The 24,797-nt window shown below is 61.4% G+C and carries 23 protein-coding genes; 8 read left to right on the forward strand and 15 right to left on the reverse strand.

Going from position 1 to position 24,797, the window contains the following annotated elements:
* Nucleotides 1–241 precede the first annotated feature (241 nt).
* The 7 genes from FFS45_RS18075 to FFS45_RS18105 all read right to left on the reverse strand — a co-directional run bounded on the left by FFS45_RS18075 (nt 242) and on the right by FFS45_RS18105 (nt 7,727).
* The gene (locus FFS45_RS18075; protein ID WP_137955998.1) at nt 242–1,030 is read right to left on the reverse strand and encodes a hypothetical protein; all 789 of its coding nucleotides are present in this window, start codon (nt 1,028–1,030) and stop codon (nt 242–244) included.
* A 263-nt stretch (nt 1,031–1,293) separates the two neighbouring features.
* Nucleotides 1,294–2,358 (reverse strand): phage/plasmid replication protein, II/X family, encoded by a 1,065-nt coding sequence (locus FFS45_RS18080; RefSeq protein WP_137955999.1) that lies wholly within the window; start codon nt 2,356–2,358, stop codon nt 1,294–1,296.
* Nucleotides 2,359–2,554: 196 nt separating this feature from the next.
* Nucleotides 2,555–2,815, reverse strand: coding sequence for a hypothetical protein (locus FFS45_RS18085; RefSeq protein WP_137956000.1), 261 nt, complete (start codon nt 2,813–2,815; stop codon nt 2,555–2,557).
* A gap of 200 nt (nt 2,816–3,015) precedes the next feature.
* Complete coding sequence (locus tag FFS45_RS18090; protein WP_137956001.1) at nt 3,016–4,380, reverse strand: hypothetical protein; 1,365 nt, start codon at nt 4,378–4,380, stop codon at nt 3,016–3,018.
* Nucleotides 4,380–4,733 (reverse strand): helix-turn-helix domain-containing protein, encoded by a 354-nt coding sequence (locus FFS45_RS42390; RefSeq protein WP_249362835.1) that lies wholly within the window; start codon nt 4,731–4,733, stop codon nt 4,380–4,382. The genes FFS45_RS18090 and FFS45_RS42390 overlap by 1 nt, the downstream gene beginning before the upstream one ends.
* A 395-nt stretch (nt 4,734–5,128) precedes the next feature.
* Nucleotides 5,129–6,316 carry a site-specific integrase gene (locus FFS45_RS18100; protein ID WP_137956002.1) on the reverse strand — a complete coding sequence of 396 codons (1,188 nt, stop codon included), beginning with the start codon at nt 6,314–6,316 and terminating at the stop codon, nt 5,129–5,131.
* A 247-nt stretch (nt 6,317–6,563) separates the two neighbouring features.
* Nucleotides 6,564–7,727 carry an alpha/beta fold hydrolase gene (locus FFS45_RS18105; RefSeq protein ID WP_137956003.1) on the reverse strand — a complete coding sequence of 388 codons (1,164 nt, stop codon included), beginning with the start codon at nt 7,725–7,727 and terminating at the stop codon, nt 6,564–6,566.
* 114 nt (nt 7,728–7,841) lie between these two features.
* On the opposite strand from FFS45_RS18105, the gene FFS45_RS18110 reads away from it, so the two are divergent.
* The gene (locus tag FFS45_RS18110; protein ID WP_137956004.1) at nt 7,842–8,759 is read left to right on the forward strand and encodes a LysR family transcriptional regulator; all 918 of its coding nucleotides are present in this window, start codon (nt 7,842–7,844) and stop codon (nt 8,757–8,759) included.
* A 109-nt stretch (nt 8,760–8,868) separates the two neighbouring features.
* Here FFS45_RS18110 and FFS45_RS18115 read toward each other — a convergent pair whose 3' ends face one another.
* Nucleotides 8,869–9,873 carry a helix-turn-helix domain-containing protein gene (locus tag FFS45_RS18115; protein ID WP_249362836.1) on the reverse strand — a complete coding sequence of 335 codons (1,005 nt, stop codon included), beginning with the start codon at nt 9,871–9,873 and terminating at the stop codon, nt 8,869–8,871.
* A 57-nt stretch (nt 9,874–9,930) separates the two neighbouring features.
* Between FFS45_RS18115 and FFS45_RS18120 the strand changes: the two genes are divergently transcribed.
* On the forward strand, nt 9,931–10,719 hold the full coding sequence (locus FFS45_RS18120; RefSeq protein WP_137956005.1) for an MBL fold metallo-hydrolase: 789 nt from the start codon (nt 9,931–9,933) through the stop codon (nt 10,717–10,719).
* Between the two features lie 69 nt (nt 10,720–10,788).
* On the opposite strand, the gene FFS45_RS18125 is transcribed toward FFS45_RS18120, so the two are convergent.
* Nucleotides 10,789–11,391: a hypothetical protein gene (locus FFS45_RS18125; protein WP_137956006.1), complete on the reverse strand. Its 603-nt coding sequence runs from the start codon at nt 11,389–11,391 to the stop codon at nt 10,789–10,791.
* Nucleotides 11,392–11,712: 321 nt separating this feature from the next.
* Here FFS45_RS18125 and FFS45_RS18130 point away from each other — a divergent pair, with 321 nt between their 5' ends.
* Nucleotides 11,713–12,213 carry a GNAT family N-acetyltransferase gene (locus tag FFS45_RS18130; protein ID WP_137956007.1) on the forward strand — a complete coding sequence of 167 codons (501 nt, stop codon included), beginning with the start codon at nt 11,713–11,715 and terminating at the stop codon, nt 12,211–12,213.
* A 42-nt stretch (nt 12,214–12,255) separates the two neighbouring features.
* Here the strand turns inward: FFS45_RS18130 and FFS45_RS18135 are convergent, their stop codons facing one another.
* Nucleotides 12,256–13,860 (reverse strand): FAD-dependent oxidoreductase, encoded by a 1,605-nt coding sequence (locus FFS45_RS18135; RefSeq protein ID WP_137956008.1) that lies wholly within the window; start codon nt 13,858–13,860, stop codon nt 12,256–12,258.
* A 97-nt stretch (nt 13,861–13,957) separates the two neighbouring features.
* Nucleotides 13,958–15,889, reverse strand: a complete 1,932-nt coding sequence (locus FFS45_RS18140; RefSeq protein WP_137956009.1) for a thiamine pyrophosphate-binding protein — start codon at nt 15,887–15,889, stop codon at nt 13,958–13,960.
* Between the two features lie 358 nt (nt 15,890–16,247).
* Here FFS45_RS18140 and FFS45_RS18145 point away from each other — a divergent pair, with 358 nt between their 5' ends.
* The gene (locus FFS45_RS18145; RefSeq protein WP_137956010.1) at nt 16,248–16,886 is read left to right on the forward strand and encodes a hypothetical protein; all 639 of its coding nucleotides are present in this window, start codon (nt 16,248–16,250) and stop codon (nt 16,884–16,886) included.
* A gap of 10 nt (nt 16,887–16,896) precedes the next feature.
* Here FFS45_RS18145 and FFS45_RS18150 read toward each other — a convergent pair whose 3' ends face one another.
* The 4 genes from FFS45_RS18150 to FFS45_RS18165 form a co-directional block, all read right to left on the reverse strand.
* The gene (locus FFS45_RS18150) at nt 16,897–17,931 is read right to left on the reverse strand and encodes a tryptophan 7-halogenase (RefSeq protein WP_137956011.1); all 1,035 of its coding nucleotides are present in this window, start codon (nt 17,929–17,931) and stop codon (nt 16,897–16,899) included.
* On the reverse strand, nt 17,901–20,444 hold the full coding sequence (locus FFS45_RS18155) for a hypothetical protein (protein WP_137956012.1): 2,544 nt from the start codon (nt 20,442–20,444) through the stop codon (nt 17,901–17,903). Before FFS45_RS18155 ends, FFS45_RS18150 begins: the two co-directional genes overlap by 31 nt.
* Before the next feature lie 62 nt (nt 20,445–20,506).
* Nucleotides 20,507–21,049, reverse strand: coding sequence for an AidA/PixA family protein (locus tag FFS45_RS18160; protein WP_137956013.1), 543 nt, complete (start codon nt 21,047–21,049; stop codon nt 20,507–20,509).
* A 111-nt stretch (nt 21,050–21,160) separates the two neighbouring features.
* The gene (locus tag FFS45_RS18165) at nt 21,161–21,664 is read right to left on the reverse strand and encodes an inclusion body family protein (protein WP_137956014.1); all 504 of its coding nucleotides are present in this window, start codon (nt 21,662–21,664) and stop codon (nt 21,161–21,163) included.
* Between the two features lie 237 nt (nt 21,665–21,901).
* Here FFS45_RS18165 and FFS45_RS18170 point away from each other — a divergent pair, with 237 nt between their 5' ends.
* From FFS45_RS18170 to minC, 4 genes are all read left to right on the forward strand, one after another.
* Complete coding sequence (locus FFS45_RS18170; protein ID WP_137956015.1) at nt 21,902–22,120, forward strand: hypothetical protein; 219 nt, start codon at nt 21,902–21,904, stop codon at nt 22,118–22,120.
* 191 nt (nt 22,121–22,311) lie between these two features.
* Nucleotides 22,312–23,097: a type I methionyl aminopeptidase gene (map, locus tag FFS45_RS18175; protein WP_137956016.1), complete on the forward strand. Its 786-nt coding sequence runs from the start codon at nt 22,312–22,314 to the stop codon at nt 23,095–23,097.
* A gap of 151 nt (nt 23,098–23,248) precedes the next feature.
* On the forward strand, nt 23,249–23,782 hold the full coding sequence (locus FFS45_RS18180) for a GNAT family N-acetyltransferase (RefSeq protein ID WP_137956017.1): 534 nt from the start codon (nt 23,249–23,251) through the stop codon (nt 23,780–23,782).
* A 161-nt stretch (nt 23,783–23,943) separates the two neighbouring features.
* On the forward strand, nt 23,944–24,792 hold the full coding sequence (gene minC / locus FFS45_RS18185; RefSeq protein ID WP_137956018.1) for a septum site-determining protein MinC: 849 nt from the start codon (nt 23,944–23,946) through the stop codon (nt 24,790–24,792).
* The last annotated feature ends 5 nt before the right edge of the window (nt 24,793–24,797 follow it).

Below are 24,797 nucleotides of genomic sequence, written 5' to 3' on the forward strand. Positions count from 1 at the left end.
CGTGGCATTTTGGTGAACGCAAGAGCGGTAAGCTGATCCGGATCAATCCGACTGGCTGGCACGTATTGGGTCATGATGCGATCGGCTTACAGGGCCGCTGCGCTGGACGTTCTCCAACGCATGGATGCTGTCCTGCAAATTGGATGACGGGCGAACGGTCGGTTTTTTCTTTCTTCCACACGATGCGGCTACATTCAGTCGTGCGGCGCAATGCAGCCGAGTGTGGACAGGACGCGTTCGCTCATGGGGCATACTCCTCAAGCACGCGATCCTGCAATGACACAAACTGGACGTGGTTTCGCTCCTCGAGCGCGACGTAGCCAGGTGATGAGGCAACAATAAACCCACGTGCGATGAGCTGCTGCTTTGCATCGCGCACTTCCATGCAAACATGCTCAGCGTCGGATTTGAATTTTGCGCAAACGCCAGCAAAATGTTTCTGCTCATCATTGAACTGAAGTTGCACGGCGGAACGCGCTATCAGTGCTGGTATCGACGCATAGATGACGACGGCAAGGCAAACGGTGAGAAAGAACGCAAACGCGCCGAGAGTGCTCATACTCGCCAGTGCTATTGCCTTTGTCTGCCGATGATCCCGAAGCAGCCTGACTGACTTGCGGGGTCGAGTGACAACCGTCCAACGCTGGGACACTGCCCGGATTCCCCTTTCAAGTAATCCGAAAATAAAAAACAGCACAAAGACATACACAGCCATCCCGACTGCTAACGCGACTGCCGCACCGAACAATGACGGCACGTTTGAGTGCGTGTCGTTTCCTAACACCCGGGCAACGACGCTGAAGAGAGCATCGCCCCCGTATACGAAGTAGTCCGTCGTCGACTTCGGAAATAGACCTGCGTCCAGATGGTGATGCCCGTAGTAAAGCTCGAGATACACGAACCCGCACTGGAAAACAGCGCACACGAAGAGAAACCCCGTAAGGTTGAGCGCAAATATGCGAGCCGTCGTAAGCTTAAAGCCAGTGGTCTTGCCAGTTTCATCTGCAACGTCGGGTGTCGACATGTCCATGTTTCTTCCTTGCAATGCCAGTTGATTTCGATCTGCATCACCGTAGCGGCCGGAAGTTTGGCAGTTGGAGCCGATTGCTGCAAGCCGTTGAAAGGAGCCGTTGTTGCCTGAACAACGATTGCTTTAGCGAACTCAGACTGGCAGTTTCAATTCGACAACGACATCTGGTTGGCCTGCCGGTTCAATGCCTGCGATCACGGACACGGCATGGCACTGATACCCGAAGAGCACGAGCGGGAAATCCCGCTCGTGCTCCGCATTGATCACTGCTGGGTGTCGAGCCCGAACGCGCACGCCGGATACCGATGCGCCCATTTCGGAAACTCGGGGCGGAGATTTTCACGAGACAGGATGCTGGCAACAGGTAACGCAGTCTCCATTGGCACATCGTCCACGATGTCAATCCCCGTCATTGTCCGTATCCTCGATCGAAGGCGAGCCAAGGACGACGCCGGATAGATTGTGCGGAGTTCACGACCACTGGCCCATAGTTCGAGCGCGTGCCGTAGAGGCCGATCGAGGACCCGGTTGATGACCGGCCGTAACGTATTTAGCGGCACGTGAGAATCGAACCGAAGCTTTTCTATCTCTTGCCAGTAAACGTCGTCGACTATTTCCCGCATCCATGCCGAACCACGCGTGAGGCCGTTGCGCGTCAAATATTCCTTCGGCACCTTCAGCTCTGCACGGATGCTTTTTCTGGCGACCGTTGTCAGCCCCACCCACACTTTAGCGGCATCAGCTTCGCCGACAACTGCTTGCAGATGGCGAAAAGCGTGCGTACGGCGATCAGTCAATTCCTGCGCCTTGTCGTACATCACCAGTACAGGCCCGTTCTGATGTTTGCCCAGACGTATGCCGGTTCCCTCATTCAGGCAACCAGGCCGAAACTCCCACGACGTGTTGCGCAATATGTGCCGATAAAACTGCTTCTGCTCCATACCATCCGGTAAGCCAAAACGCTGAGTGATGTGAATTTCAGAAAGATCGAACTCACCGCCAAACCACGCTGCGCGCTGCTCGTCGGTGTATGTGATCTTGAGTACGTCCAGCACAGCGCAGATCAGCGTGCCGCCCAGCAGGCAGACATCGTTCGATCCGAACGAATTGTGCCCCTGCAACGGTTTGAGGGGGCAACCGCGAATTTGAATCGCTGTACCGGCGTGCAGGGACATTACGTCGATAAACGCACCACGAGGCTGCAGCATGACTTTTTTGCTGAAACGGGAGAAGACGGGGGCGGCATCTGAATTCTCATACCGCTTGCCCCGTTCGTTGCCGAACTGTTCGTGCGGGTGAATAATAGTTACATCCAATAGATCAATCATTCGTTTACCTAATCAATATTTATAGATTCGTTTCTGCTGTAGACATCACTATTTACAGGATTGGGAATCTCAATATGAGAGGGAGTAGATTAGTATCCCCAGCTGGTAAGCAACAGTCGCCAGACAATGCGTTTCTTTGCGCCAGTTGGAACGCCCGGATAAATGAAGATAGTGGTACACATGCTCGGCTTTCGTATTAGGTCATGCATGCGCATGCGCTGCAGGTATGCAACAGATCGGCGTCAGGCTGCAACAGTTCGATCTTTGTCTGCCAGACCGGGCCGTACTGCATTGAGCGTGGCGTGATCAGGAAACGCTCATCTTCTCGAAGTGCTGACGGGATTGATGGGAGCGGATCGTCGATCCAATAGCGCAACCGGTCGCAGGTGAGGATCACACCGTCAACGAGGTTCAGCGCGTCCCGGATTTTCCGGGGGAGGCGGGATGGGGGTGACATGGTTAGTTTCCAGTGCTCCCTACTGCGCCGGGTGGTGTCGGGGCGGGAGCGTTCGGTTTGTCGTGGAAGGGATTGCTGAAGCGCGGCTGTCTGGTCAGACAGCCGCACTGCGCACCAGGCTTTACAACATTTTTCGGCGGGCGCTCATTGCGGTTGTTGCGCGATCCTGCGGCCTACGGCGGGGGCCGCAATGGGTGCCACTAAGCAACGCGATTGCGCCGCTCGTTCGGAGGAAGCCGAGCGTCCAGCGAGTCTGCGTTCGCGCCAGCCGACTTGGCGGGTTGCTGGCAGTGCTGGCCTGCGGTCATTGCGCTTTTGGGCATGTCGTGGCCAGAAAGCGCAATGGACGCATTTGCTTCCGACGGCTTGCGCGGCGGCGCAGACTGACCGCCGTCAGATGTTGCAGCTTCCTCCACGACGTGCCCCAAGTCCTGAGGCATGGAAGGGGCCAAGTCCTGCGTCTTGTCGGTGCTGCCAACGACTACATCCTTGCCCCCGGACTTACGCGTCCACAGGATGTCGAGGTTGTAATCGGTCGCCCAGCGGTCATGCCAGCCCGTAGGCGGAGAAACGCCCACTGCATTCTTCGGCGAAATCATCGGGGGGGCAACGCCGCGCGAGATGTTCGACGGGGAGATGTCGATGACCTGCCCGATCTTTGCGAGCGACACTTTCTCTTTGTGCAGGTGGGCGTGGCGCAACACATACCACGCCAGCCGGATGATCGCGCGCTCCGCGATGAACGGCTCCGGGCGGTAGGTGTAAGCGCCGTCCGGGTCGAGGAACCCTTCGACCATCACGCGACCGATACCTTGCGGATGCCAGTTCGCCAAGGTCACATTGGTCAGCACGAGTGCGATCTGCGCACGCGGCCCCGGCTCACATTTGCCAGCCTCCACGAAGACCTGGCAATGCTCGCGAAGCCAGGTCACATCTTGCTTCCTCGTGTGAAGAATGAAGATGACAATCAGCGCACCGAGCTTATGCGCCTCCGCGTTGAGCTGGGCCAGTGCCGCGATCACGTCGTCACGCGTCAAGTCCTTGTATTCGACCTGAGCGAAAATGCATGCGCCCGGTTTCAGGCGGCCTATCGCAATGTGGGCACCCTCTGGCGCGAGAATATGGAAGCGGGTGCAGCGGTCGATCTGCTCTATCAGCAGCTTCTTCGCCCGAATGGCCTTGGCCGCGTATGCCATCACCGGTTTCGCCTTGTTCGAGCCGGACGCGTACAGAAAGGTAATGGTGGAGACAGGGTTGACCGGCTGGTCGGCGATAACCTGATTTTCGAGGATGCCGCTCGCGACGGCGGCCTCGGTAGCCGCGAAGTTCGTCGGATCACTGCACGTCACGATCGCGACGCCTGTCCGCGGCTCTACGGCGGTGAGGAATGCCTTCTTTATCGCTTGCGCGATTTCGGGCGCCTCGAGCACGGGGCCGTCGTCGGCCGCGGTCAATCCGGGACCAGTTGCCGCCGACACATGATCGGCGGGCGCGGTTGTCGAGGGCGTATTGTTGCCGGGCGCCTCATCGGCCGACGGCGGCAACGGCTTTTGCGGCTGCTCCATTATTTAGCCTCCTTCGATGCGAGGAAAGCCGCAATGGTCGACTCGGGCCAGATGCGGATGCGCGCGGTAATGCGCAACGGCACGAGTTCGCCCGATTTTACGAGTTTGTACAGGGTCGTCCTGCCGATGTTGAGCATCTGGCAGACTTCATCCGCGAGATAATTGCGCTGGACAGCGGGCGCGGTTGCGTTACGCGTGTTGGAGTGGATGTGCGCCGCGACCGGCGTGTCGGATTCGACGTGCTGGCAAGCCGCTGCCTGCGAGCGCGGCGGCGAAACAGCAATGGCCGCAGAGCTTCCCGAGAGGGCCGCGCTCACTGGCGATGGGATGGGGTTCTTATGACGTGAGTTCATTTGTGCGCTGGCATTGGGTTGGCATGAATTTATGCGCAACGTCCAGACGCAGAAGGGCTTACCCTATCTGTTTCACACGCTTGTGCAGATTTGCAAAGCGTGTGGCGCTGGACGCGCAAACATAAACAGATACAGGCAAACCCCACTCACCATGTGTGGCGGGCGTTCAACTGTCGGCCCCTCGGCGGAAGACGACTCCGATTCGGTTGATTGGCCTATTCGCAGATTATCGGTGGTCGATTTCCCGGCTCCAGGCGGCTTACGGCTCCGATCCCAGAACACTTTGGTAGTCGACCTGCCGGTCCACGAGTTGCTACTTTAGCAGACATATTGTTCTCGTGAGTCTTCGTAGCTTTTTAGATTCACCTAAATTCCCTTGAACTCCCGCGACGCACTCAAGCGCAGAAATTTGCCCAATCTTGCATCAATGCCGCCCGCTTTACGAACAGGTCGCCACGGGCATACGCCGCTTCGGCTTTGTCCTTGATGCCGTGCGCCAAAGCAGCCTCACAGACTTCGCGCGGATAGTGGGTCGTTTCGCCCGCCCAGTCGCGGAACGTCGAGCGGAAACCGTGGACCGTGATGTCCTCGCGCTTCATGCGTTCCAGCAGTTGCAGCATTGCCATGTTGGACAGCGGGCTTTTATCACGCCTACCCGGGAAGATGTAATCACCCCGCTTCACTTCCTGCTGCGCCTTGACGAGAGCGATTGCTCGGGCGGGCAGCGGAACGCGATGCTCCTTTCTCATCTTCATGCGCTCGGCAGGGATGGTCCACACGCCCTCGTCCAGATCGAACTCGGACCATGTGGCACCAATCACTTCATTCGTTCGGGTCGCAGTCAGAATAAGAACCTCAAGGGCGCGTGCGGCGGTACCTTCCTGCGCGCGCAGCTTTATCATGAACGCGGACAGGTCGGCATACGGCAGGGCCGGATGATGCGTCACTTTCTGGACGCGGGAACGTTTCGGTAACAACGTGTCCAGGTGGCCCTTCAGGCGTGCCGGATTCTCCCCGGAGCGGTAACCGCGAACAGTCGCCCAGTCGAGTACCGACTCGATCCGGCCGCGAAGGCGCGAGGCTGTTTCCGTTTTTGTCGTCCAGATCGGTTCCAACACCTTCATGACGAGCGTGGTGTCGATGGCGGCGACGGAGCGCGAATCGAAGACCGGGTAAGCATAGGTGGTCAGCGTATTGGTCCACTGCTCGGCGTGCTTGATGTTTTTCCACCCGGTCCGGTGCGCGTCGATATACTTCTCGGCACAGTGCTGGAAGCTTATCTCGTCGGCTGCGGCGGTTGTATCTGCCTTACGCTTGGCTTCGCGGGAGTCAATAGGGTCGATTCCGTCGAGCAGAAGACGGCGGCAGTCAAGGGCACGTGTTCGGGCTTCTGCCAAACCGATAGTGTGAACGGGACCAAGTCCCATGCCTCGCGGTTTACCCTTGAGCATGTAACGGAAGAGCCACGACTTGGCACCGGCGGACGTGATCTGGAGATAAAGGTTGCCGCCGTCGGCATACAGCCCCGGTTTGGTTGTCTTGGCGACCGCTAGTTGGCTAAGTTTGTTTATGGCTCTTGGCATTTTGACTACAAAATGACTATCAAATTAAAGTCTGATTGTACCCAAGTTCATCCGAGTTCAAGTGACGGCAAACACCGGGATATCGGTCGGCAAGCCAATGCTGGCAAGGGATGTCGCGAATTCTAGTGATCACCGATGAACATCGATGCATTCAATCTTGACGGACACCCTTTCCGCCAGAATTTTTAAAAACCCCGCATAGCCAAAATGGCCTGCGGGGTTTTCGCTTTTTGTCCGTCGGGACCATTCAGTTCAGACCAGCCGGATTAGAGATCCGCAGCCTCCACCCACCGTCGCGGCCCTTTTCCATTACCTGTGTAGCGGTGCCGCGCTCATCGAGTACCTGACCGTCCGGCAGCGTCACGTTCAAGGTCCAGTCGAGCAGGACGAGCGCGATATCGCCACTCACCAGCACACGGCGTACCTCGTTACGCAGGTGCGGGCGCAACGTCAGCAACTGAGCGAGGCTGCTGCGCAATTGAGCCGGGCTTCCTTGCACCACCTCGCCGTTCGTCATCCGCATCGTGGCCTGATTGCCAAACAAGCCGAGCACGGCGTCGAGATCACCGGCGTTCAGCGCTGCATCGAAAGCGACCGGGACCTGTTCCGGCGTGCTGCACACGGCGGAGTTGTTCTCGATCGCGCCGACGAAGCGCGCAATCGTCCGCGCCACATCAGCCGGCGCCTCTAGCGGCGACAGGTGTCCCGTTCCGGGCAAGATATGCATCGCAGCATGCGGGATGCGGGGCAGCAGTTCCGCTTGCAGCGTTGCGACGCGATCCACCTGGTCAAGCTCGCCGGAGATGACGATGGTCGGCACGTCGATGGACGCCACCGCCTCGGTGATGTCTTCGCGCATGGCCACGTTCGGCCAGGCCGCTTTGGCTTGCGGTGCAGCTTTCAGGCTGTCCTCGATGACTTGCTCGCGGCGAGCGGCGTCGAGCGGCTTTGCGGTCAGGACGTGATCGATGACGAATTCGACCGATTCGCGCGATTGATACGCGCCAGCCAATGTCGCGCGTTGCTCGTCGGAGAGGACCATCGGCGACGGCGGTGACGGCGCGACGAGCACAAGGCCTTCAAGCCCGCTCGGCCGACGCGACGCAATAAGTTGCGCAACCTTGCCGCCCATCGAATGGCCGACCAGGACGTAGCGCTGCAGACCCAGCGCCTTGATGACGCCTTCTGCGTCGGCGGCGAGATCGGCGATGCGGTAGCCGTCAGCGGGCGCCTCGGAATCGCCCCAGCCGCGGTGATCGGTGGCAACGATCCGGTACCGCCCGGACAGTTCGCTCGCTACCCCGTCCCATGTGCGCGACGAGCCACCGTAGTAGTGCAGGAACACCAGCGCCAATTCGCCGCTGCCTTGCTGCGTGACATGAATCCGCGTGCCGTTCGATTTGATTTCCATTTCCAGACTCCTTCTCCGTTAGGTCGTGTCGGCATCTTAGATTCAAGCCTTGGGTTTGATAATTGCCGTTTCAGTGGGATCAGTCGATAATCGTGTTATCGAATTGGAGGGCGCATGGACCGATTGACGAGCCTCGGCGTATTTGTCGCCGCTGTCGAGGAAGGCAGCCTTGCCGCGGCGGCGCGGCGCTTCGGGCTGTCGGCGGCGATGGCCGGCAAGCATGTGAGCGCAATCGAGGCCGAACTGAATGCGCGCTTACTCCAGCGCACGACGCGGCGCCTGAGCCTGACCGATATCGGCCACACCTACTACGAGCGCTGCAAGCGGATTCTCGAAGCATTCGATGAGGCGAACCGGGAAGCGAACGATTTGCAGGGCACGGCGCGCGGTGTGCTGCGCGTCGCAGCGCCGGTGACGTTCGGCGCGATGCATCTGGGCGGGGTCGTCGCGCGTTATCTGGAAGACCATCCGCACGTGAATGTGGAAGTGCTGCTCGGGGATCGCTACGTCGATCTCATCGATACCGGTGTCGACGTCGCGATCCGGATCGGACGGCTGCAGGACCCGGGACTTGTGACGCGGCGGCTCGCGCCGTGCCGGATGGCCGTTTGTGCGTCGCCTGCGTACCTCGAGCGCCATGGGACGCCGCGCAAGCCCGACGACTTGCGGCGCGCGCAGCGCCTTGCCTTCAGCGAGGCTGTGTCGGCCGGCGACTGGACCTTGCTCGATGCTAGAAACCGCCCGCACGTCATCGACGGACCTTGCCGCATGGCGGCCAACAATACGCAGATGCTGCTCGCCGCCGCGCTTGCCGGAGCCGGCATCGCGTATGGGCCAACGTTCGTGTTCGGCGAGCACCTGGCGCGCGGCGAACTGGTGGAACTGCTGCCGGCGTATCGCCCGGCCGAGCTGGCCATTCAGGCGGTTTATCCGAGCGCGCGGCGCATACCGCTCAAAGTGCGCCGGTTTGTCGATTATCTTGCCGGGACGTTTGGCGATGAGCCGCCTTGGGATCGGAAGGCGATGCTTTAGAAGAACGGCATCGATGCATGGGGCGCGCCCTCGATCTGTCCCAGCTACGGCCACCGACTCATCTGCCGGCGAATCAAGGCGCTGCCTGGCCGAGACCCATGGACGCCGCCTAGTTGCGGCCAAACAGTTGCCGGTACTGCGCTGGTGTCAACGCCGTCAGCTCCTTGAACATGCGCCGCATGCCCGAGTCGCTGCAGAAACCGAGTTCGGCACTGATAGTGCTGGCCGGCACAGTCGTCATGATCAGCCTCTCGCTGACCTGATTCAACTTGATCTTGCGCGCATAGGCGCTCACGCCGCAACCCGTCAGCGCCGATACCTTGCGTGCCAGAGTGCGTTCCGTCGTATTCAATCCGGAGGCGAGTCGCGACACCGTGATGTCGGCGGCCGGAAGCCGCTGCACCAATGCGTGCAGTGCGCGCAGCATCCCGTCTGTTTGCTCGACCAGATGCAAAGACTGGAACGCCTGATGGGTGCGCTCCGGTCGCGGCAATACCATGAGTTTGGTCAGGTCGCGATATGCCTCTGCGCTGATCTGTTGCTCAATGAGCGCCTGGGCAATCGGCAGATAGCCGTTTACTCCAGAAGCAGTAGCGGTGAGCTTGTTGACAACGCAAGTTTGTTCGCTCTGCCATGCCACCTTCGGATGGATTTTCCTCATAGCGTCCGAGAGCCACCAGGTCACGGTCGCAGGCTGGCGGTTTAATCTGCCGGAAGCCGCAAGCAGGCAAACACCCGTGCAATAGCTCCACACGGCCGTCGTGGTCCGCAACCCTGCGAGCACCGCTATCAGGGGCTTGTTTTGTTTAACCGCTTCTTCTATGTGGTGCAGTGATTCGGCCCACAAGCCAGGCACCAGGACGGCGTCCAGGTCGGCAGTGAGCAGCGGGTCAGACGGCTTTAGTTTGACGCCATGCGCGCACTCAACGCTACCGTCCCCAAGAGCGACAAAGCGGGTCTCGAATAACTGCTGGCCGGCGCGCCGGTTCGCTCCGTGCATCAGATCGGCAAATGCAAACAATCCCGCTGGCATGCAACGGGGATAGAGAAGCAGTCCGATTCGAAGAGGGCGCCTCATGACATAAATTGACTGGTTATTGGCATATTGCGCCATTGTAGCCATTCGAGGGCGGACTCATAGTTGGGGCTGCTTTCACCAATACGGTTTGACATGAAAATAACCCAACTGCGTAACGCCACAATCATTGTGGAGTTCGGTTCGTATCGCATTCTGGTGGACCCGATGCTGGCAGCACGTGGCGCGCTTCCGCCGCTTCGTCTCTTCAACGGTCAACGTCAGCGGAACCCGCTCGTCGACCTGCCATCCGTTGCGGATGTTGCACTGGAGTCGGTCACGCATTGCCTGATTACCCATTGTCAGAAAGGACACTTCGATCACCTGGACCGAGCTGGCATGCGCTGGCTACGCCAGCGTCAAACTCCGGTGATCTGTACTCCACACGATGAGGTCTTTTTGAGGCAGCGCGGCCTCAACGTATTGCCTTTGCCTGAGGATCATACGGAGCCTCAAGCCTTCCTGGGCGGCACGATACGCACTGTACGCTGCACACATGGGCGCGGGCTGATCGGTTTGTTGATGGAGCATGGCGTCGGCTACCTGATCGAGATGCCCGGCGAACCGTCGCTCTATCTCGCGGGGGACACGGTGCTGACCCAGGAGGTGCGTGATTTCATATCACGGCATCAACCGCAGGTCTGTGTCATACCGGCGGGTGGTGCGCGATTCGATGCCGGCCAGGACATCATCATGGGAACGGAGGATGTGATCCAGTTCTCACAACTTTCGCAGGGAGTCGTTGTGGCCAATCATCTGGAGGCGCTCAGCCACTGCCCGGTAACCCGTTCGGAATTGCTGCTGGCGTCGACGCAAGCCGCTTTGGTGTCACGCATGCGTATTCCTGCCGACGGTGAAACACTGGATTTTTCAATCGGCCGGTAGTGATTCTTGTGAACGGTTTATCTTTAGTCATCGGCCAAAAAATCATTGATATGCAAAGTGAATAACGCGTTAAAGCGCGTTTTTCGAAGCGTTTTGCGGATCAGGAATGGATGCGTCGTGATAAAAGACGGTCCAGTCGCCGAAGAACCGTTCGTCATAGGGAAAGGTGTTCTCCACGAGATCGATGACGATTTCGTCCTGTAGACCAATAACGGGGTCCTGTACGTGCAGCGTGCCGGCAAGCGGAAAGAAGAGTCGCGCGGTTACCGAATCGGCGAAACGCAGGTAGAGATGGGCCGCGTATGCGGTCCTGACATGGCGTAATGGGCCAATTGCCGGGCCAGGGAAGCCGAGCTTGTCCAGACGACTATCGAGCCGGTTGCGGCCGTGGAGCAAGCCGAGATAGAGCCCCTGTGGAGCATCGCTCATCGAGCCATAGAGTGGAAGTGCCCGGTCGTCGCGGCAGAGGAAATACGTTTGCTTCTCCGAAGGAGCACCGCCTTGTACGATCGACGTGCGCGGTGGCGTGGCAATCCCGCATTGTCGCGGCGCGGCATGTGCGTTGTCCGCTGCGTCTTGCTGGCTCGCACCGGCCTGCAATAAGTCGATAGTGCTCAAGAAGCCGAACAGGACTTCTTGGTGCCGGCGTTGCCTTGGAATGGCGGCAGCCATGGGGATTCTCGCGTAAGAGCCTCGTGCCGCGGTTAGTGCGGGTGGTCGCAACACCTGCAAGCACCTGCCTCAACCTGCTTCATATTCGGAATCCGGCGAAGGTAGCGCATGACGCCTCCCAATGCACCTGTCAGATCTGGCAGGGAGAGTAACCGCGGCTCGCGAAGTTTGCCCGGTGCTATTGCGCCGTTCCGGCGGACCCGGTAAGTTGGCTTTGGTTAGCGCCTACGATGCCGTTGGGCGGCGGCTTCGCAATGCTCCGCTCCAGACGGCTATCGGCGACTCAATCTTTCGACATTGCAGCTTAGGTATCCTCGAGTCATGTCCCACCATTCCATGCTTTTCTCGGTCCGCTCCGTTCCGGCTGAACGGGTGTATCCGCTGCGAACTGCAATTCTGTTGGACGGAAATCCGCAATCGTGCCGCTTCCACGGCGACGATGAAGCCTCGACCCTGCATCTCGCGGTCTACCTGAACGAACGGATCGTCGCCGTTTCGACCGTATGCCGTGAGGCACGACGCGGCGTCACCAGTGACACCCAGTGGCGCCTGCGCGGCGTTGCCGTCGAGTCGGAGCTCCGTGGACAAGGACTTGGCCGGCTTCTGGTGAAGATGTGCATCGACCACGCCCAAAAGCAAGGCGGGCAACTCATCTGGTGCATGGCTAGAGAATCTGCACGAGCCTTTTATGAATCGCTGGAGTTCGTCGCCTCCGCTCCGCCGTTCACGCTTGCCTCGCACGGTGACATCCGCTTTTACGAAATGCACCATGAATTGCGCCATGCATTGCCGGGCGGACACGGGACGCGAGCCATTTCATAAGCGCTACGCCAGTCCCGCATCCGTGCCGTGCCAGTTGTGCCCTTAACGCAGCGGGTCGATGCCGAACTTCTTCAGCAAGAGATTGGCTGTCTGCAGTGCGCCTTCAACCCAGCCTTGCGCATCCGAATAAGCCTCGCCGCAGATGAATAGCGGCCGGTTGGTGAGCGGCTGCACGATCTGCTCTTTGACCTCCCAGCTTTTGACGCCGATATTCCAGCTGTTCCATCCGCCGCCGTACGGATCGTCGCCCCAGTCCCGGAAGGCCGCATTGCGCACCTCCGGCGTATAGGACAAGCCGTGCACGGTGGCCAACTGCCGTGTGGCTTCGGCCACCATCCGGCGCGGCGCGCGATAGCGCGACCACTCCAGCTCGGCGTCGCTATCGACGCCAATGAACGGATCCGCCAGTAGCGGAACCTCGTGATTGCCCTGGCGCGGCTGGCGGCGCTGCGGCCGCAGTCCGTCCCAGAACCCGATGTTATTGCCGTCGTCATAACTGGCCAGCAACATCGAAGGCCCTGTGGTCGCCGGATTGCCGTCGGATTTCGGCCAGTAGTAAACTTGGCGCACGGGCAGGTCCGTAACCGAGCGTCCTGCTTCCACCGGGACGAACGCCGAGCTTCCGTCCGGATGGGTCTGGGTGTACCCCGAGGCGCGCCACCACGGGCTGTTGTAGGTTGTGAACAGCTTGAAGAGCGGTCGCGGTGTCACGCTGGACGTCAGTCCCTGGATCTCCTGCAGGAGCGGGCTGGTCTGCCCCAGCAGGTCGATTGAGCGCCGCGGCATCGCAAGGACGACCTGGCGCGCCCGGATCCGCTTGCCATGCGCCTCGAACTCGAATGCACCGTCGACCCATTCGAGGCCGGACACCGATGCCCCCAGCCGCACCTCGCCGCCCGCCTGCATAAACAGGTTGGCCACCGACTTCGGCACTTCCTGGAAGCCCTTCGAGAAACCCTTGTATCTCGCGTTGACGCCGAAGTCGGACAGGTACCAGGGGATCGCGTCGGCCGCGTTCCAGTTGGTCAGCGTCGAGTTGTAGCCGCCTGCGTCGACGCCGAGCTGGTAAGCCTCGCTGTTGATCACGCGCAGCAGCACGTTCCAGAAGCCCTGCTTGTACAGCGGCTCGCCCGCGAAGCTTGCCTGCTGCGCCATCTGCCGCCGTTCGTCTTCGCTCAGGTGCGGGGCGGTGATGCCGGGTACGATCTGTTCAATTGCGTTGATGATGATGCTGCCGGCGGTTTCGCCACGGTCGAGGAACGACAGCTGGTACGGCACCTTGTGCGGTTCTTTGGTGAAATCCGCCAGCCGTAAGTAGACACCGCGCAGGTAAGCCAGATTGATCGGCTCGTCGACCGGGAAATCGTATAGTTCGATCTGCTCGGCCGGCGGCAGCGTGTGATTGAGCGTCTCGATCAGTTGGGCGATCAACGGCTGCACGGCCGGCAAGATGCGCATCCCGCCGAGTTCCGCGACCATGTTCGGAATATCCGGCGGACGCACGGACAAGAGCCGTCCGCCGATCCGGTCGCTGGCTTCGAACACCACGACCTTGCTGCTGGTGTCGGCCTGCTTGAGGCGCCACGCACTATAGACGCCCGACACTCCGGCGCCGATGATGGCGATATCGATGTTTTCGTCAGCCATGATCTAAAGTCCTCCTACGGATTGTTTCCGGTGGTCTTGCGGGGATGCCCGTTATTCATCGCGCGCGGCACCAGGCTGCGCGCGTTGGCGTGCGATATCAGAAGATCACGCGCACGTTCGGCGTCGGACCGTCTTCGCGGTCCGCCGTCAATCTCACCAGCGCGTCGCGGTGGAACACATCGAGCGGCGGCTGTTCGAGGTAGCGGCGCAGCGATTCGGCGCGGGTTTCCTCGGTCGGCGGCGCGGGCGGCGGGTCGCCGGCCGTTCGCATGTCGAGGATGTACGGTTGACGCTGCTGCAGCACGTGATCGATGCCCCGTCGCACAGCCGCGCGAACGTTCTCCGGATGCCGCACGGTCTCGCCCTCGAGGCCGCCGAAGGCCTCGGCAATCGATATGAAATCAGGCGCGGGCCGCTGGATGCGCAGATAGTCGGGGTTGTCGGTTTTGGGCTTCCAGCCGTACCCGGGCGCCGAGCCATACGCGCCGATCACCTGCTGCAAGCCGAGCTGCAGGGTGTGGTACTCGTGATTGTTGGTGATGATGTAGAGGACACCGAGCTTATGGTGCCCGGCGGTCCACCACGTCTGCGGGTAGAACAGCGAGGAACCGTCGCCAACCGCGTTGACGACAAGGCTGATGTCGATGCCTTGCCAGCCGTTCTGCTCGAGCTTGATGCCGAGCGAGGCCGGCATCGACCAGCCGAGCGAGCCACCGCCGACGCAGTAGTAGCTGATCGGCGCAGCGCCCTCGGTACCCAAAGGCAGCAGGTACTGGAACGGCGCGGGATCGGACACAGCCTCGTGGACATACACGAACTTCCTGTCGAGGCCGCGAGCCTGGATCTCGTGGCGCAGTGCGTCGGCGATTACCACGGCCCAGATCTCTTCCTGCTTCATGGCCTGCGCGAGGTACTGATCCCACTGGACCCGGCGTTCGGCATCAAGCTCGCGCAGCCGCGCATTGCGCTCACTCGCACCGGCCGGCCGGTGCTGACGCACGAGGTCGTTGATGAGCGGCAGCGTGGCTTTGATGTCGCCGAACAGCGCGGCTTCGCCGTAGTAGTTCTTGCCGAGATCCCAGGTGTTGTTGCTCAGGTAGACCTGCTGGACCTGTGGCGGGATCAGCGGACCGTCCGAATACTTGAAAATGGTGACCTGCGCCTGGTTGCTGAAACCCACCAGAAATGCGACGTCATGCCTGGCGAAGGTTTGCTGCACGCCCGCCTGGGTGCCAGGCAGCTCGCCTTGCCAGTGATAGTCGTCGTTCGGAAAATTGGCGACGCTGCTGAAGGTCTGCAGCAGTACGGGCGCGCCGATCAGCTCGGCGAGCTGTTGCAGCTCCGGCCACGCGCTTGCATAGCCAACCGCGTCGCCGCAGACGATCAGCGGGTTTTTTGCCTGCGCGAGCAGCGTCGCGGCTTGACCGATCGCAGCGGCATCGGCCGTGAAGCGTGGCGCGATCCTTGTGATGCCCGGCAAGCGATCCGCAGCGCCGATCCTGCGCATCGTGAATTCCCACGGAATCGAAACGAACACGGGGCCGTTCGGCGGGGCGATCGCTTCCTTGAACGCGCGTTGCAGAACCAGTGGCAGTTCCTCGGCAGCACGGACTTCGTGCGCCCACTTCGTGTATTGCCTTGCGATCTCGACAAGATTCGAGGCAAGAATCGGCTCCTGGGTCACCAGTTCGTTCTGCTGCTGGCAGCAGAGGATGACGAGCGGCACCTGCGAGCGCCACGCATTGAACAGGTTGCCGATCGCATGCGCGATGCCGGGTGTGACGTGCACGACCACGACACCGGGTTTGTTGGTCATGCGTGCCGAGCCCATCGCGGCGCCCATCGCGATGTTCTCGTGCAGGCACTCGATGTACTCCACCTGGTTCTCGGGGTAGGACGTACCGTCGATGATCGGAATCTCATTGGTACCGGGCACCCCGAAGATGAAATGGATGCCGAGCTCGCGCAATGCGTCGAATACGTAGTCGCGTGCCCAGCGTTGTGGCTCGTCCTTGGTCTCGCTTGCCATGGCTTCTCCTTGAGAGGAAGCGCTGGCAGGCGTAGGGGACAGCCTCAGCGCCTCGTCATTACAGCTTGGCGGGGAGCACGCCGTAACTGGAAGACTTGACAGGTGGGGGCCGGTAAAGAGTGGCGCGAGCTGCGGGAGATTCGATGGTGCGACGTCTGCTAAAACAGGTCATGTGTCGGATATCACTGTCATCTCTGACAGTTATCTGCTCGATCGATGACCAGGATAATCGGGTTAGCTGACTAGGGGTTCCGACGGCGCGATGCTGTTGGGGGTATGTCTGCGACTCGTCAGCCGGAGTGATGTTCAGCGTGTAAAAAATAAGTATAACGAATTAATATATATGGAGGAGGCGACCATGAAAGCGGACTTGTCACCTACCGGACGTGCTTTCCGGTGCTGCGCTGAATCGCAGTCCTCCGCTTCGGCCAGAGCACTATCCCGGCTTGTCGTGCTCATTGCCGTGGCGCTTGCAGCATGCGCGCAAACGCCGTTTCAGAGCAATCCTGGCGCGACGTCGCAAACAGGTGAGGTGGCGTGTACGGGAAGCGTCGTCGTCCCGTATGGCCTTGTCGAAGTCAGCGATCCGGACATGTTGAAGACGGTACTGCAGCCCGCCGGCAAGGGCGGACTGTGCGAGGCGAAAGTCCTGCAGGTGCAGCAACCTTTGACGGTCTATCGGGTCTGGGATAGCCGTAATCTCAATTCGCAATATGGACGCTGGTGGTCCTTCACGCCGCCGGCCGGCCCCGTGAACACCTACCGCACCGACAACGCGATCTGCCCGGAATGGAGCGCGCTCAACCAGGTCACGCAATGTCATCTGAAAGTGGGCGCGAAAATCGCGGTCGGGCCTGGACAGAGCGCGCAATGTCCGAGCGGGAACGTTTATCCTCAGTCGCCCGCCAATCAGGTCTTCGTCCCGAACGACACGCGCGATCCCGGCAACATCAAGCTGGAAGTCGACGATTGCGTAGCCGGCGCGGTCTGGCCATAAGCGGCGCCGCTCAACCAAACCCTTCTACGCCGAGTCCGGCGTAGAAGCGGGCCATCTGGGCGGCGTCGTTGTCGAACCAGCCGCTTAACCAGTCGCGATAGACTTCGGTTGCCTCCCTCGGCGGAGCCGCTCCACTCAGGATTGCGCCAACCAGTTGTGCGGCCGTGCGGCCCGAAAGCAGTGCCTTGAGCACCCCATGCGATGAGGTCGGATCCAGCACGGCGGCGGCGTCGCCCACCATGAACCAGCCCGGACCCGCCACTTCGCCGGCCACGCGCCATGTGACATCCGCGCCTCGCGAGGGACCGTTGGGCGTGAGATGGCGCATTTCCGCCGGCATCCAGTCGGCGGGAATCGTCGTGCCGTCGAGTGCAACGCGTGTCCATTGATAGGTGCCGGGCCATACCTTGGCAGTCCATAGCCAGCCTGTCGCGTCACCGGTCATATGTGGGGCGTCGTCGCGCTCCGGCCATGCGCCGGCTGCATAGCCGTAGCGGGCGATCAATCGCGGCGAGGCAGTGGTCTTGCTGATTTGCTGGTGTCTGCAAAGCCATTGTGCACGGCCACTGGCGTCTATCACGGTACGTGCGGTGACCGGGCCTGCGGCGCTGAGAACACCGCGGACAGTATCGCCCTGTGTCAGCAATCCGGAAACCGCGCAAGGCTGGCTGACTGCCACGCCGAGTTCGCTTGCGCGCTCGAGCAGCAGCGCGTCGAATGCGGTTCGGCGCACCTGGAAGCCGCGCCAGGCGCCGTGCGTATCGCTGCCAAACGCATCGAACCGGCGAATCCCGTTCCACGCAACCCAGATGCCGGTGTGGCGCGCGCCGACTACCGTGGCGAGCCGCTCGCTGTCGATGCCGAGCTGTGTCAGCAGCGGCTCGATGCCGGGATGCAGCGTTTCGCCGGGGCGCTCGGCGGCGAAGCGCTCGCGCTCGAAGACGCGCACGCGCAGGCCTTGCGAAGCGCACCCGATCGCGGCTGCACTGCCCGCCGGGCCACCGCCGATGATCGCTACGTCGGTATCGTAGTGTCCAGTTTCCATGTGCCGCCACGCTTGAGGATGACCTGCCTGCCATCGGAATAAGCGGTGGCCTCTTCGATGATTTCCACCAGTACCGAGCGCAGCCTTGCGGGATCGGCAAGCTGCTTGCCCCAGCGATACAGCTCGAAACGGAAGTAGCGTCTGCCGGGATCGATCGTGGCGCCGGTCTGTGCCGCAATTCTGGCGAACTCGGCATCCCCCGTCGCCACCGGCCGGAACGACAGCACCGCCCAGGCAGCTTTCGCTCTAAGCGCTACGTTGATCGGGTTGTCCTTGCCGGTTGTCCCGGCGCCGAGTGCGATGCCCTGGATACCGAGACTCCAGTACACCGCTGCCATCGACAGCGTGCGGTCCTGGTATTCGTGCAGGTCGATGCGCGCGGTCAAGGCCGCGGTCATCGTGCCCTGGATGTCGATGTAGTCGACTCTTTTCTCGTCCTCGTATTCAATGACCTGCTTGCCGTCGAACGTCTTGCGGTGCGGTCCCGGCACGCCGTCCCATGGCAGCATGCGGCCTTTCAGTGGTCCGTCGGCCACCGGCACCATGCCGATCTCCTCGTCGGTGAACGGAACCGCCGTGGGCCACGGATAGGAAATCCCGCTGAGAATCTTGTCGGGCTGGTACTGGCGCGTGGCATCCGGTGCGACGCCGGGCCAATAGCTGCCGAGCGCGGCGCACAGCTTGGCATCTTCGATGAAGGGCGAACCGAGTCCATGGCTCACCAGAAAGCGCCGCACGGCGTCACCTTTGGCAGGATGGCCGACTACGCCCTGGCTGCTGTCCCAGCCTGGATCGAACAGGCCCGGCGAGCCATCCGGCATGCCGGTCTTGTCGAACCGGAGCGCGCCGTTGGGGGTTTGCGGCGCAGCGCTGGGCGCACCGCCGTCCATCTCCTGGGGCTGCGAGACAATCGCGCTGACGGTGTCGTCGCTGATGCTGAAGCCGATCGGCAATTCGATGTTCGGCGCGATCCGCGTCTGCGACAACGCGAAAGGCGGCGTGGCCCAGAGGGCAGGACGCAAGGCGGCGGGAACCTGCGTGTTCCACCATAGCATCAGATCACGCTGCGCGACCTTGGGAAGAAAGTCGGGCAGGCCAACCATGCAGAATGCCGGCACGGAAACGTTGATGCCTGCCTTGAGGAGTTCGGCACAGGATGCCGCGACCCAGCCGTCGCCGCTGAAATCGATGTAGTGCTGCGCAAAGTAGTTTCCTCTCGCGAGGATCGACATCAGGTCAGGCTTGTCGTTGAGGTTTTCAATCTTTCCTTCCACCACGCGATGGCGGATGTTGATGTACTCGGGCGCAGGCCGGCCGACGGACTGCTCGGCGTCGTCCAGATACCCTGGCTTGCTGGGAGCCTGACCATCCGGCAGCACGAACAGCGAGGACATTTGCAGGTTGGCGGGATCGCCGGAAAAGCGGGGGTCCACCGGGAAGGTGAGCCGCGCACCCTTGTAATGCGCTTCTTCGACCAGCGTATTGGGTCGCGGTACCAGCACGCCGGGACCAAACTCGGTTTCGCCGGAAAGCGACCCGATCCGCTCGTCGCGGATCGCAAACGGAAATTGTTCGAGATGCTCGCCGGACCAGTTGTTCTCCAGATGCTCGGCGTCGAGGAAGCGATGGAAGGCCGCGAGTTCGTCATTCAGCATGCCCCGGCCGAAGGAAATCTGCAGATTCATGCCGCTCAGGCATTCCGGTCCGCTGAACAGTTTGTGCACCGGCACCCAGAACTGCCTGGCGTCGTCGCCCGGTTGCGGGTCTTGCGGACCGAAGGCGCCGGTGGGCGCCGCGCCGGTCTTCGTACGGATCGCGAGATAGGGCGCAAAGCGGCGCGGCACGACGTGAAAGTCGAAGATCCGGGTCTCGTCGGTGCCGACAAAGGCGCGCAGGCGCTCGTCGTAGCGCGGCCCCAGATTGCCGATGCGGCCAATGCCGGCGCGCGAGAAGCATAGTTGCGCATGTTGTCCGCTCACCGCCATCGGCGCGTTGCGATATTGCGTGGCGAACATCACGATCCCCAGTTGCGCCGCGCCGGGTTGTGCGCGCAATGCGTCCAGCGATACCTGTCTGGTTGCGTAGATGTAGCTCTCAACCGCATCGAGTTCGGCGAGCGTTGCAAAGGCGCCGAGCGGTGCACCGTTGCGCCCGGTCAGCACCGAGGGCGCGGCGAGTGCGTGGTAGAGCAGACTGTAGTCAGGTTGTCCTGGTTCGATCGCTCTATGCCCCAGCATTGCGAAGTCGCCGAAACCCGGATAGCTGCGGTCGATCGAGCCTAGCGGTTTCGCCAGTTCGGATTGCAGGTCGGTGGCGAGAATATCGAGTTGACCGCCGGTCACGTCGAGCAGCATGGCGCGCCACCCGGCCGGCGCAAGACGCCGGCAAATCGTGCGAAGCGTATCGATCAGGGGTTCAGTAGGGGCTGCCAGCGCAAGGCTTGCATAGCCGCCGGCCAGGGTCATACCGAGGCCGGCTACACCGGCTTTGAGAAACGCTCGACGGGTACTCATAAGTGGTGACGCCCCCTTGGAATTGTTTTTCGTGAAGCATCCGAAAGAGATTCGGTACGTTGCTACCCCGCTGAAATTTCAAACACCAGTTTCCAACGGAAGCATCCCAGGATATTGGCATCGCGATCCGTGATGGTGGCGTCGATCAGCGCCTCGACCGAATCGTGTGCAACGACGTCTGCGTGCCAGAAGTGGTCCAGCGAATGGAGCCGCTCGGGCTGCATCAGATCCTGGCTGCGCGGCACGAAGATCTCGGCCTTGTCGTACACCACGAGTTGCGGCTCCGTCAGTGTTTTAAAATCGCTTAGCTGAACTGAGGTCAATAGAACAGACTGTTCGGCCCGCAGCGCCAGGGTCGCGGGCCGCAGTCGCAATTGCGCTCCAAGCGGGGCGCTGATGCGAAACAGTCCGTTGTTGCTGGCCACCAGCTCGCCGGCTTCGGGCGCGAGACAATAGCAGCATTCGGCATCGGCCAGAGACGGCGCATCGGGCGCGCGGCTCGCGCCGGGATAGCGCGACAGCAGCGTCGCCGCATCGAAGACGAGCAGTGCGTCGACGCCATGAAGCGTTGTGTCGTGGTGGTGCTGCGATTGCGGCTGGGACATCGTCGCTCCTGCAAGGATGGTGATGGGAAGCGCCCAGCCGCCGGCCGGCCGCCTTGCGCGCGTCGCGGCAGCGGGCATCCCTCGAAGATGCCGCGCTGCCGTAGCGCCTGCTTAGCTGTTGCGGATCGTGATGAACGGGTCCCATTGATAGCAGCCGCACAGATTGCCGCTGCGATCGAGGATCATGAACTGGAAGTGATACGTGACGCGCCCGGACTTGAGCGTCTCGCAGGACCAGAAATAGTTCGATACGGTCTGCTTGTTGGGCTTGGTCGGGTCTGAAGGATTCGGCACCGGGATGGTCACCTCGGCTGCGCGCGGCGACGGCGGCGAAATCAGGTCGTTGCCCTGATTGCCGATGAACTTGTAGAAAATGCAGGTCTGTTCGAAACCGAGCGACAACGAAGTTTCGCGCCAGCGGATCACGTCGCCGACAGTAGCCGCGACGTCGAGCTCTCCACCTGCCTGGCCGCTGACCACGTTATTTTGCGTCACGATCATGAAGATGTGCTTGAAGTCGATAAGCGGCGGATTGCTCAGGTTGTTGTTTTTGCCGTACCGGTTGAGAATCGTTGTGGTATCGATGCTGACTAACACGTCGGTGACTTGGGACATATGCGCTCCATGAGGGAAGAGTGAGACAACGTCAATGAACCAGACTGCGATACGTTTATAGTTCGCGCCGAATTGCGCCGATAGCTGTTAGAAATCGCAGGGTATGGATCGCAATTGCATGAGTGGTTGCGGCATCTTTGCGGCACTTTTGCGGCACCGTCCAGACCTGCTCGCGATTTGGCTAGCGGAGTAAAATTCCCGGATTGGCAACCCGCAACAAAACCCACTGGTGCAGCAATGAACACACCCCCCACCGGGCATCGTCCGCACAAGCGCCCGTCAAACCGGACGTTGACCATCCTGACGTGGCTGGTGGCGCTGCTCACCCTCGGCGCTGGCCTCGGCTGGCTCGTCTACAGCTACTTCGTCGACAGGGAAGTACCGTACTTCGCCATTCCGCTTGTCCTGTGCGTGCCGGTGATCGTGGCCGTCGCGTTCCGCAACATGTGGGACTAGCACTCCCAGGCCGCTCAACTGGCTTCGCGAGGCTTCAGCCGCCATCCTCTGTACAATTCCCTCATCGACGACCGTAGCAGGGGGCGCGTGCGAGCGCCCAGCGCTGTCTTGCCACCCTGCCGGTTTGCCTTTCCGCACACGAACGCGGGCGCTGCTGTAGCGCCTTGCATTCACGAACGAGTTCCGATTCCATGGCCATTACCTACAAGACTCCCGAGGACCTCGCCAGGCTGCGCATCGCCGGACGTCTCGCGGCCGACGTGCTCGCCATGATCGGTGAACACGTGCAGGCGGGCGTCTCGACGGACGACCTCGACGCGCTGTGCAACGACTACATCGTCAATACGCAGAAAGCGATTCCGGCCAATGTCGGCTACCTGGGTTTTCCGAAGACGGTCTGCACTTCGGTCAACCAGGTGGTGTGCCACGGCATTCCGAACCGCTCCGAAATCCTTAAAGACGGCGACATCGTGAATATCGACGTGGCCGTCATCAGGGACGGCTACTTCGGCGACACGAGCCGCATGTACTGCGTCGGCCAGCCGAGCACGGTGGCGCGCCAGCTGATCGATACCACCTATGAGGCGATGCTCGCCGGCATCCGCCAGGTGAAGCCCGGGGCGACACTTGGCGATGTCGGGTACGCGATCCAGAAGATCGCGCAGCGCGACGGCTTTTCGATCGTGCGCGATTACTGCGGGCATGGCATAGGCAAGGTTTATCACGAGGATCCGCAGGTGCTGCACTACGGCCAGCCGGGGCAGGGGGTGCGCCTGAGGCCGGGCATGGTGTTCACGATCGAGCCGATGATCAACGCCGGCCGGGCCGGGACCACGGTCCTGCGCGACGGCTGGACCGTGGTCACCAAAGACCGCTCGCTGTCCGCGCAATGGGAGCATATGGTGGCCGTAACGGACGACGGCTTCGAGCTGCTCACGCCGTGGCCGGACGGTACGGGCCGCTACGAGGCGCCGTAACGGACCCGTGATGGGTGGCGAGGTGGCTGCGGGGCGGCCGCCGAACCGCCACTGTCAAGCCTGCCCGCGCACAAATCGAAAAATAAGGATTTGACTCCCGCGCCGGTTCGGTTAAAGCTACGCCTTAGTGTTACAAGGGGTTTTCGTCTGCATGAGTCCGTCATTGACCGTTCGCCGCATCGCCGCCGATCAAGGCGCAGTTTTCCGCGAACTCCGTACTGCGTCGCTGCGCGAGGCACCTTATGCCTTCGGCGAGACGCTTGAGGACGCCCTGTCGGCCGATGCCGCAAGCTTCGATGTGACCGCTGCAGACCACGCAGCTTCCCTCGTGGCTACCTCGTTCATCCTCTATACCGAAGGCCATCCCGCCGGCCTGATCGAAGCGCATTTCGAAGATACCGTGGCGCGCCGCGCGTTTGTCGGCGAGCTTTGGGTGGCGCCGGCGGTGCGTCATCTGCGCGGCGGCGAGCTGCTCGTCAACACCGCCAGCGAGTGGCTGGCTGCCGAGGGCGCCGAGGAAATCTACGCGTGGGTGGCCGACGCCAACCGTACCGCCATTCGCTTTTACGAGCGCCTGGGCTTCGGTCCGACCGGCGAGCACGCCCGCACCGCCCGTTGGCCCGACCAGTCTGAAAGCCTGCTGGTGCGCCACGTGCAACGCGCTTCGCAAGCGTCCTCCCAGTGATCCTGCGAGCGGTCCCGCCCGGCACCGCTGCGTTCCTCCCTGTGCTGCTACAGCGTCCGTCGGCCCTGCCTCGTGCGCGGCCTTCTTTATTCTCTATCGCTGAAAATGCTGGCTCCCCGCGTGGACGCCTGTAAAATACGCAAAATTTTTTGCCGAACGCTATGTCGCCCAAGAAATCGCCATTTTTTGAACTCCGCAGTGGCACTGTCGACACGCTCCTGTTCGTGGTCAAGACGACCGACCTCGACGCCATGCGTGCCGAACTGACCCGGCGCTTCGAGGCGACCCCCGAATTCTTCGCTAACGATGTCGTCGCCATTGACGTGCGGCGCCTCGCCGACGACGAGCGCGTGCCGCTCGCCGAAATCGCCGCCTTGCTCGATAGCGTGCGCATGCGCCCGGTGGGCGTGGTGGCGAACCCGCAGCAAAGCTGGGCCACCGAGTCCGCCTTGCCCTTGCTCGAAGCGCGTGACCGGCGCGGCGCGAGTGCGAAGCCGGCGGCCGAAGAGGAGGCTGCGGTCGCTGAGAGCAGTGCAAGCGCTGAAGGCAACGCACCGGTGCAGGGCGAATTGCCGATGGACGCGCCGGCCGCGGCCGTCGAGGTGGTGGCGGCAGGGCCCGCCGCGGGAGCTCAGGCGGGAGCGGCGGGTGACGCCGCAAAGCTCGTTACCTCGCCGCAGACCACGGTGATCGACAAGCCGTTGCGCTCCGGCCAGCGCATCTACGCGAAGGGCGATCTGGTGGTGCTGGGCCTCGTCAGTTATGGCGCGGAAGTGATCGCCGAAGGCAATATCCACATTTATGCGCCGTTGCGCGGCCGGGCGCTGGCCGGCGTGCAAGGCAACCACGACGCGCGCATTTTCTGCACCTGTCTGGAGCCGGAACTGATCTCGATCGCCGGTATCTACCGGACCACCGAGACGCCGCTGCCGGCCGACGTGCTCGGCAAGCCGGTGCAGATCTGGCTCGATGAAGAAAAGTTGATGATTGAACCGCTGCGGCTTACCTGATTGCC

The sequence above is a fragment of the Burkholderia sp. 4M9327F10 genome, from assembly GCF_005503145.1.
Taxonomy (GTDB): Bacteria; Pseudomonadota; Gammaproteobacteria; order Burkholderiales; family Burkholderiaceae; genus Paraburkholderia.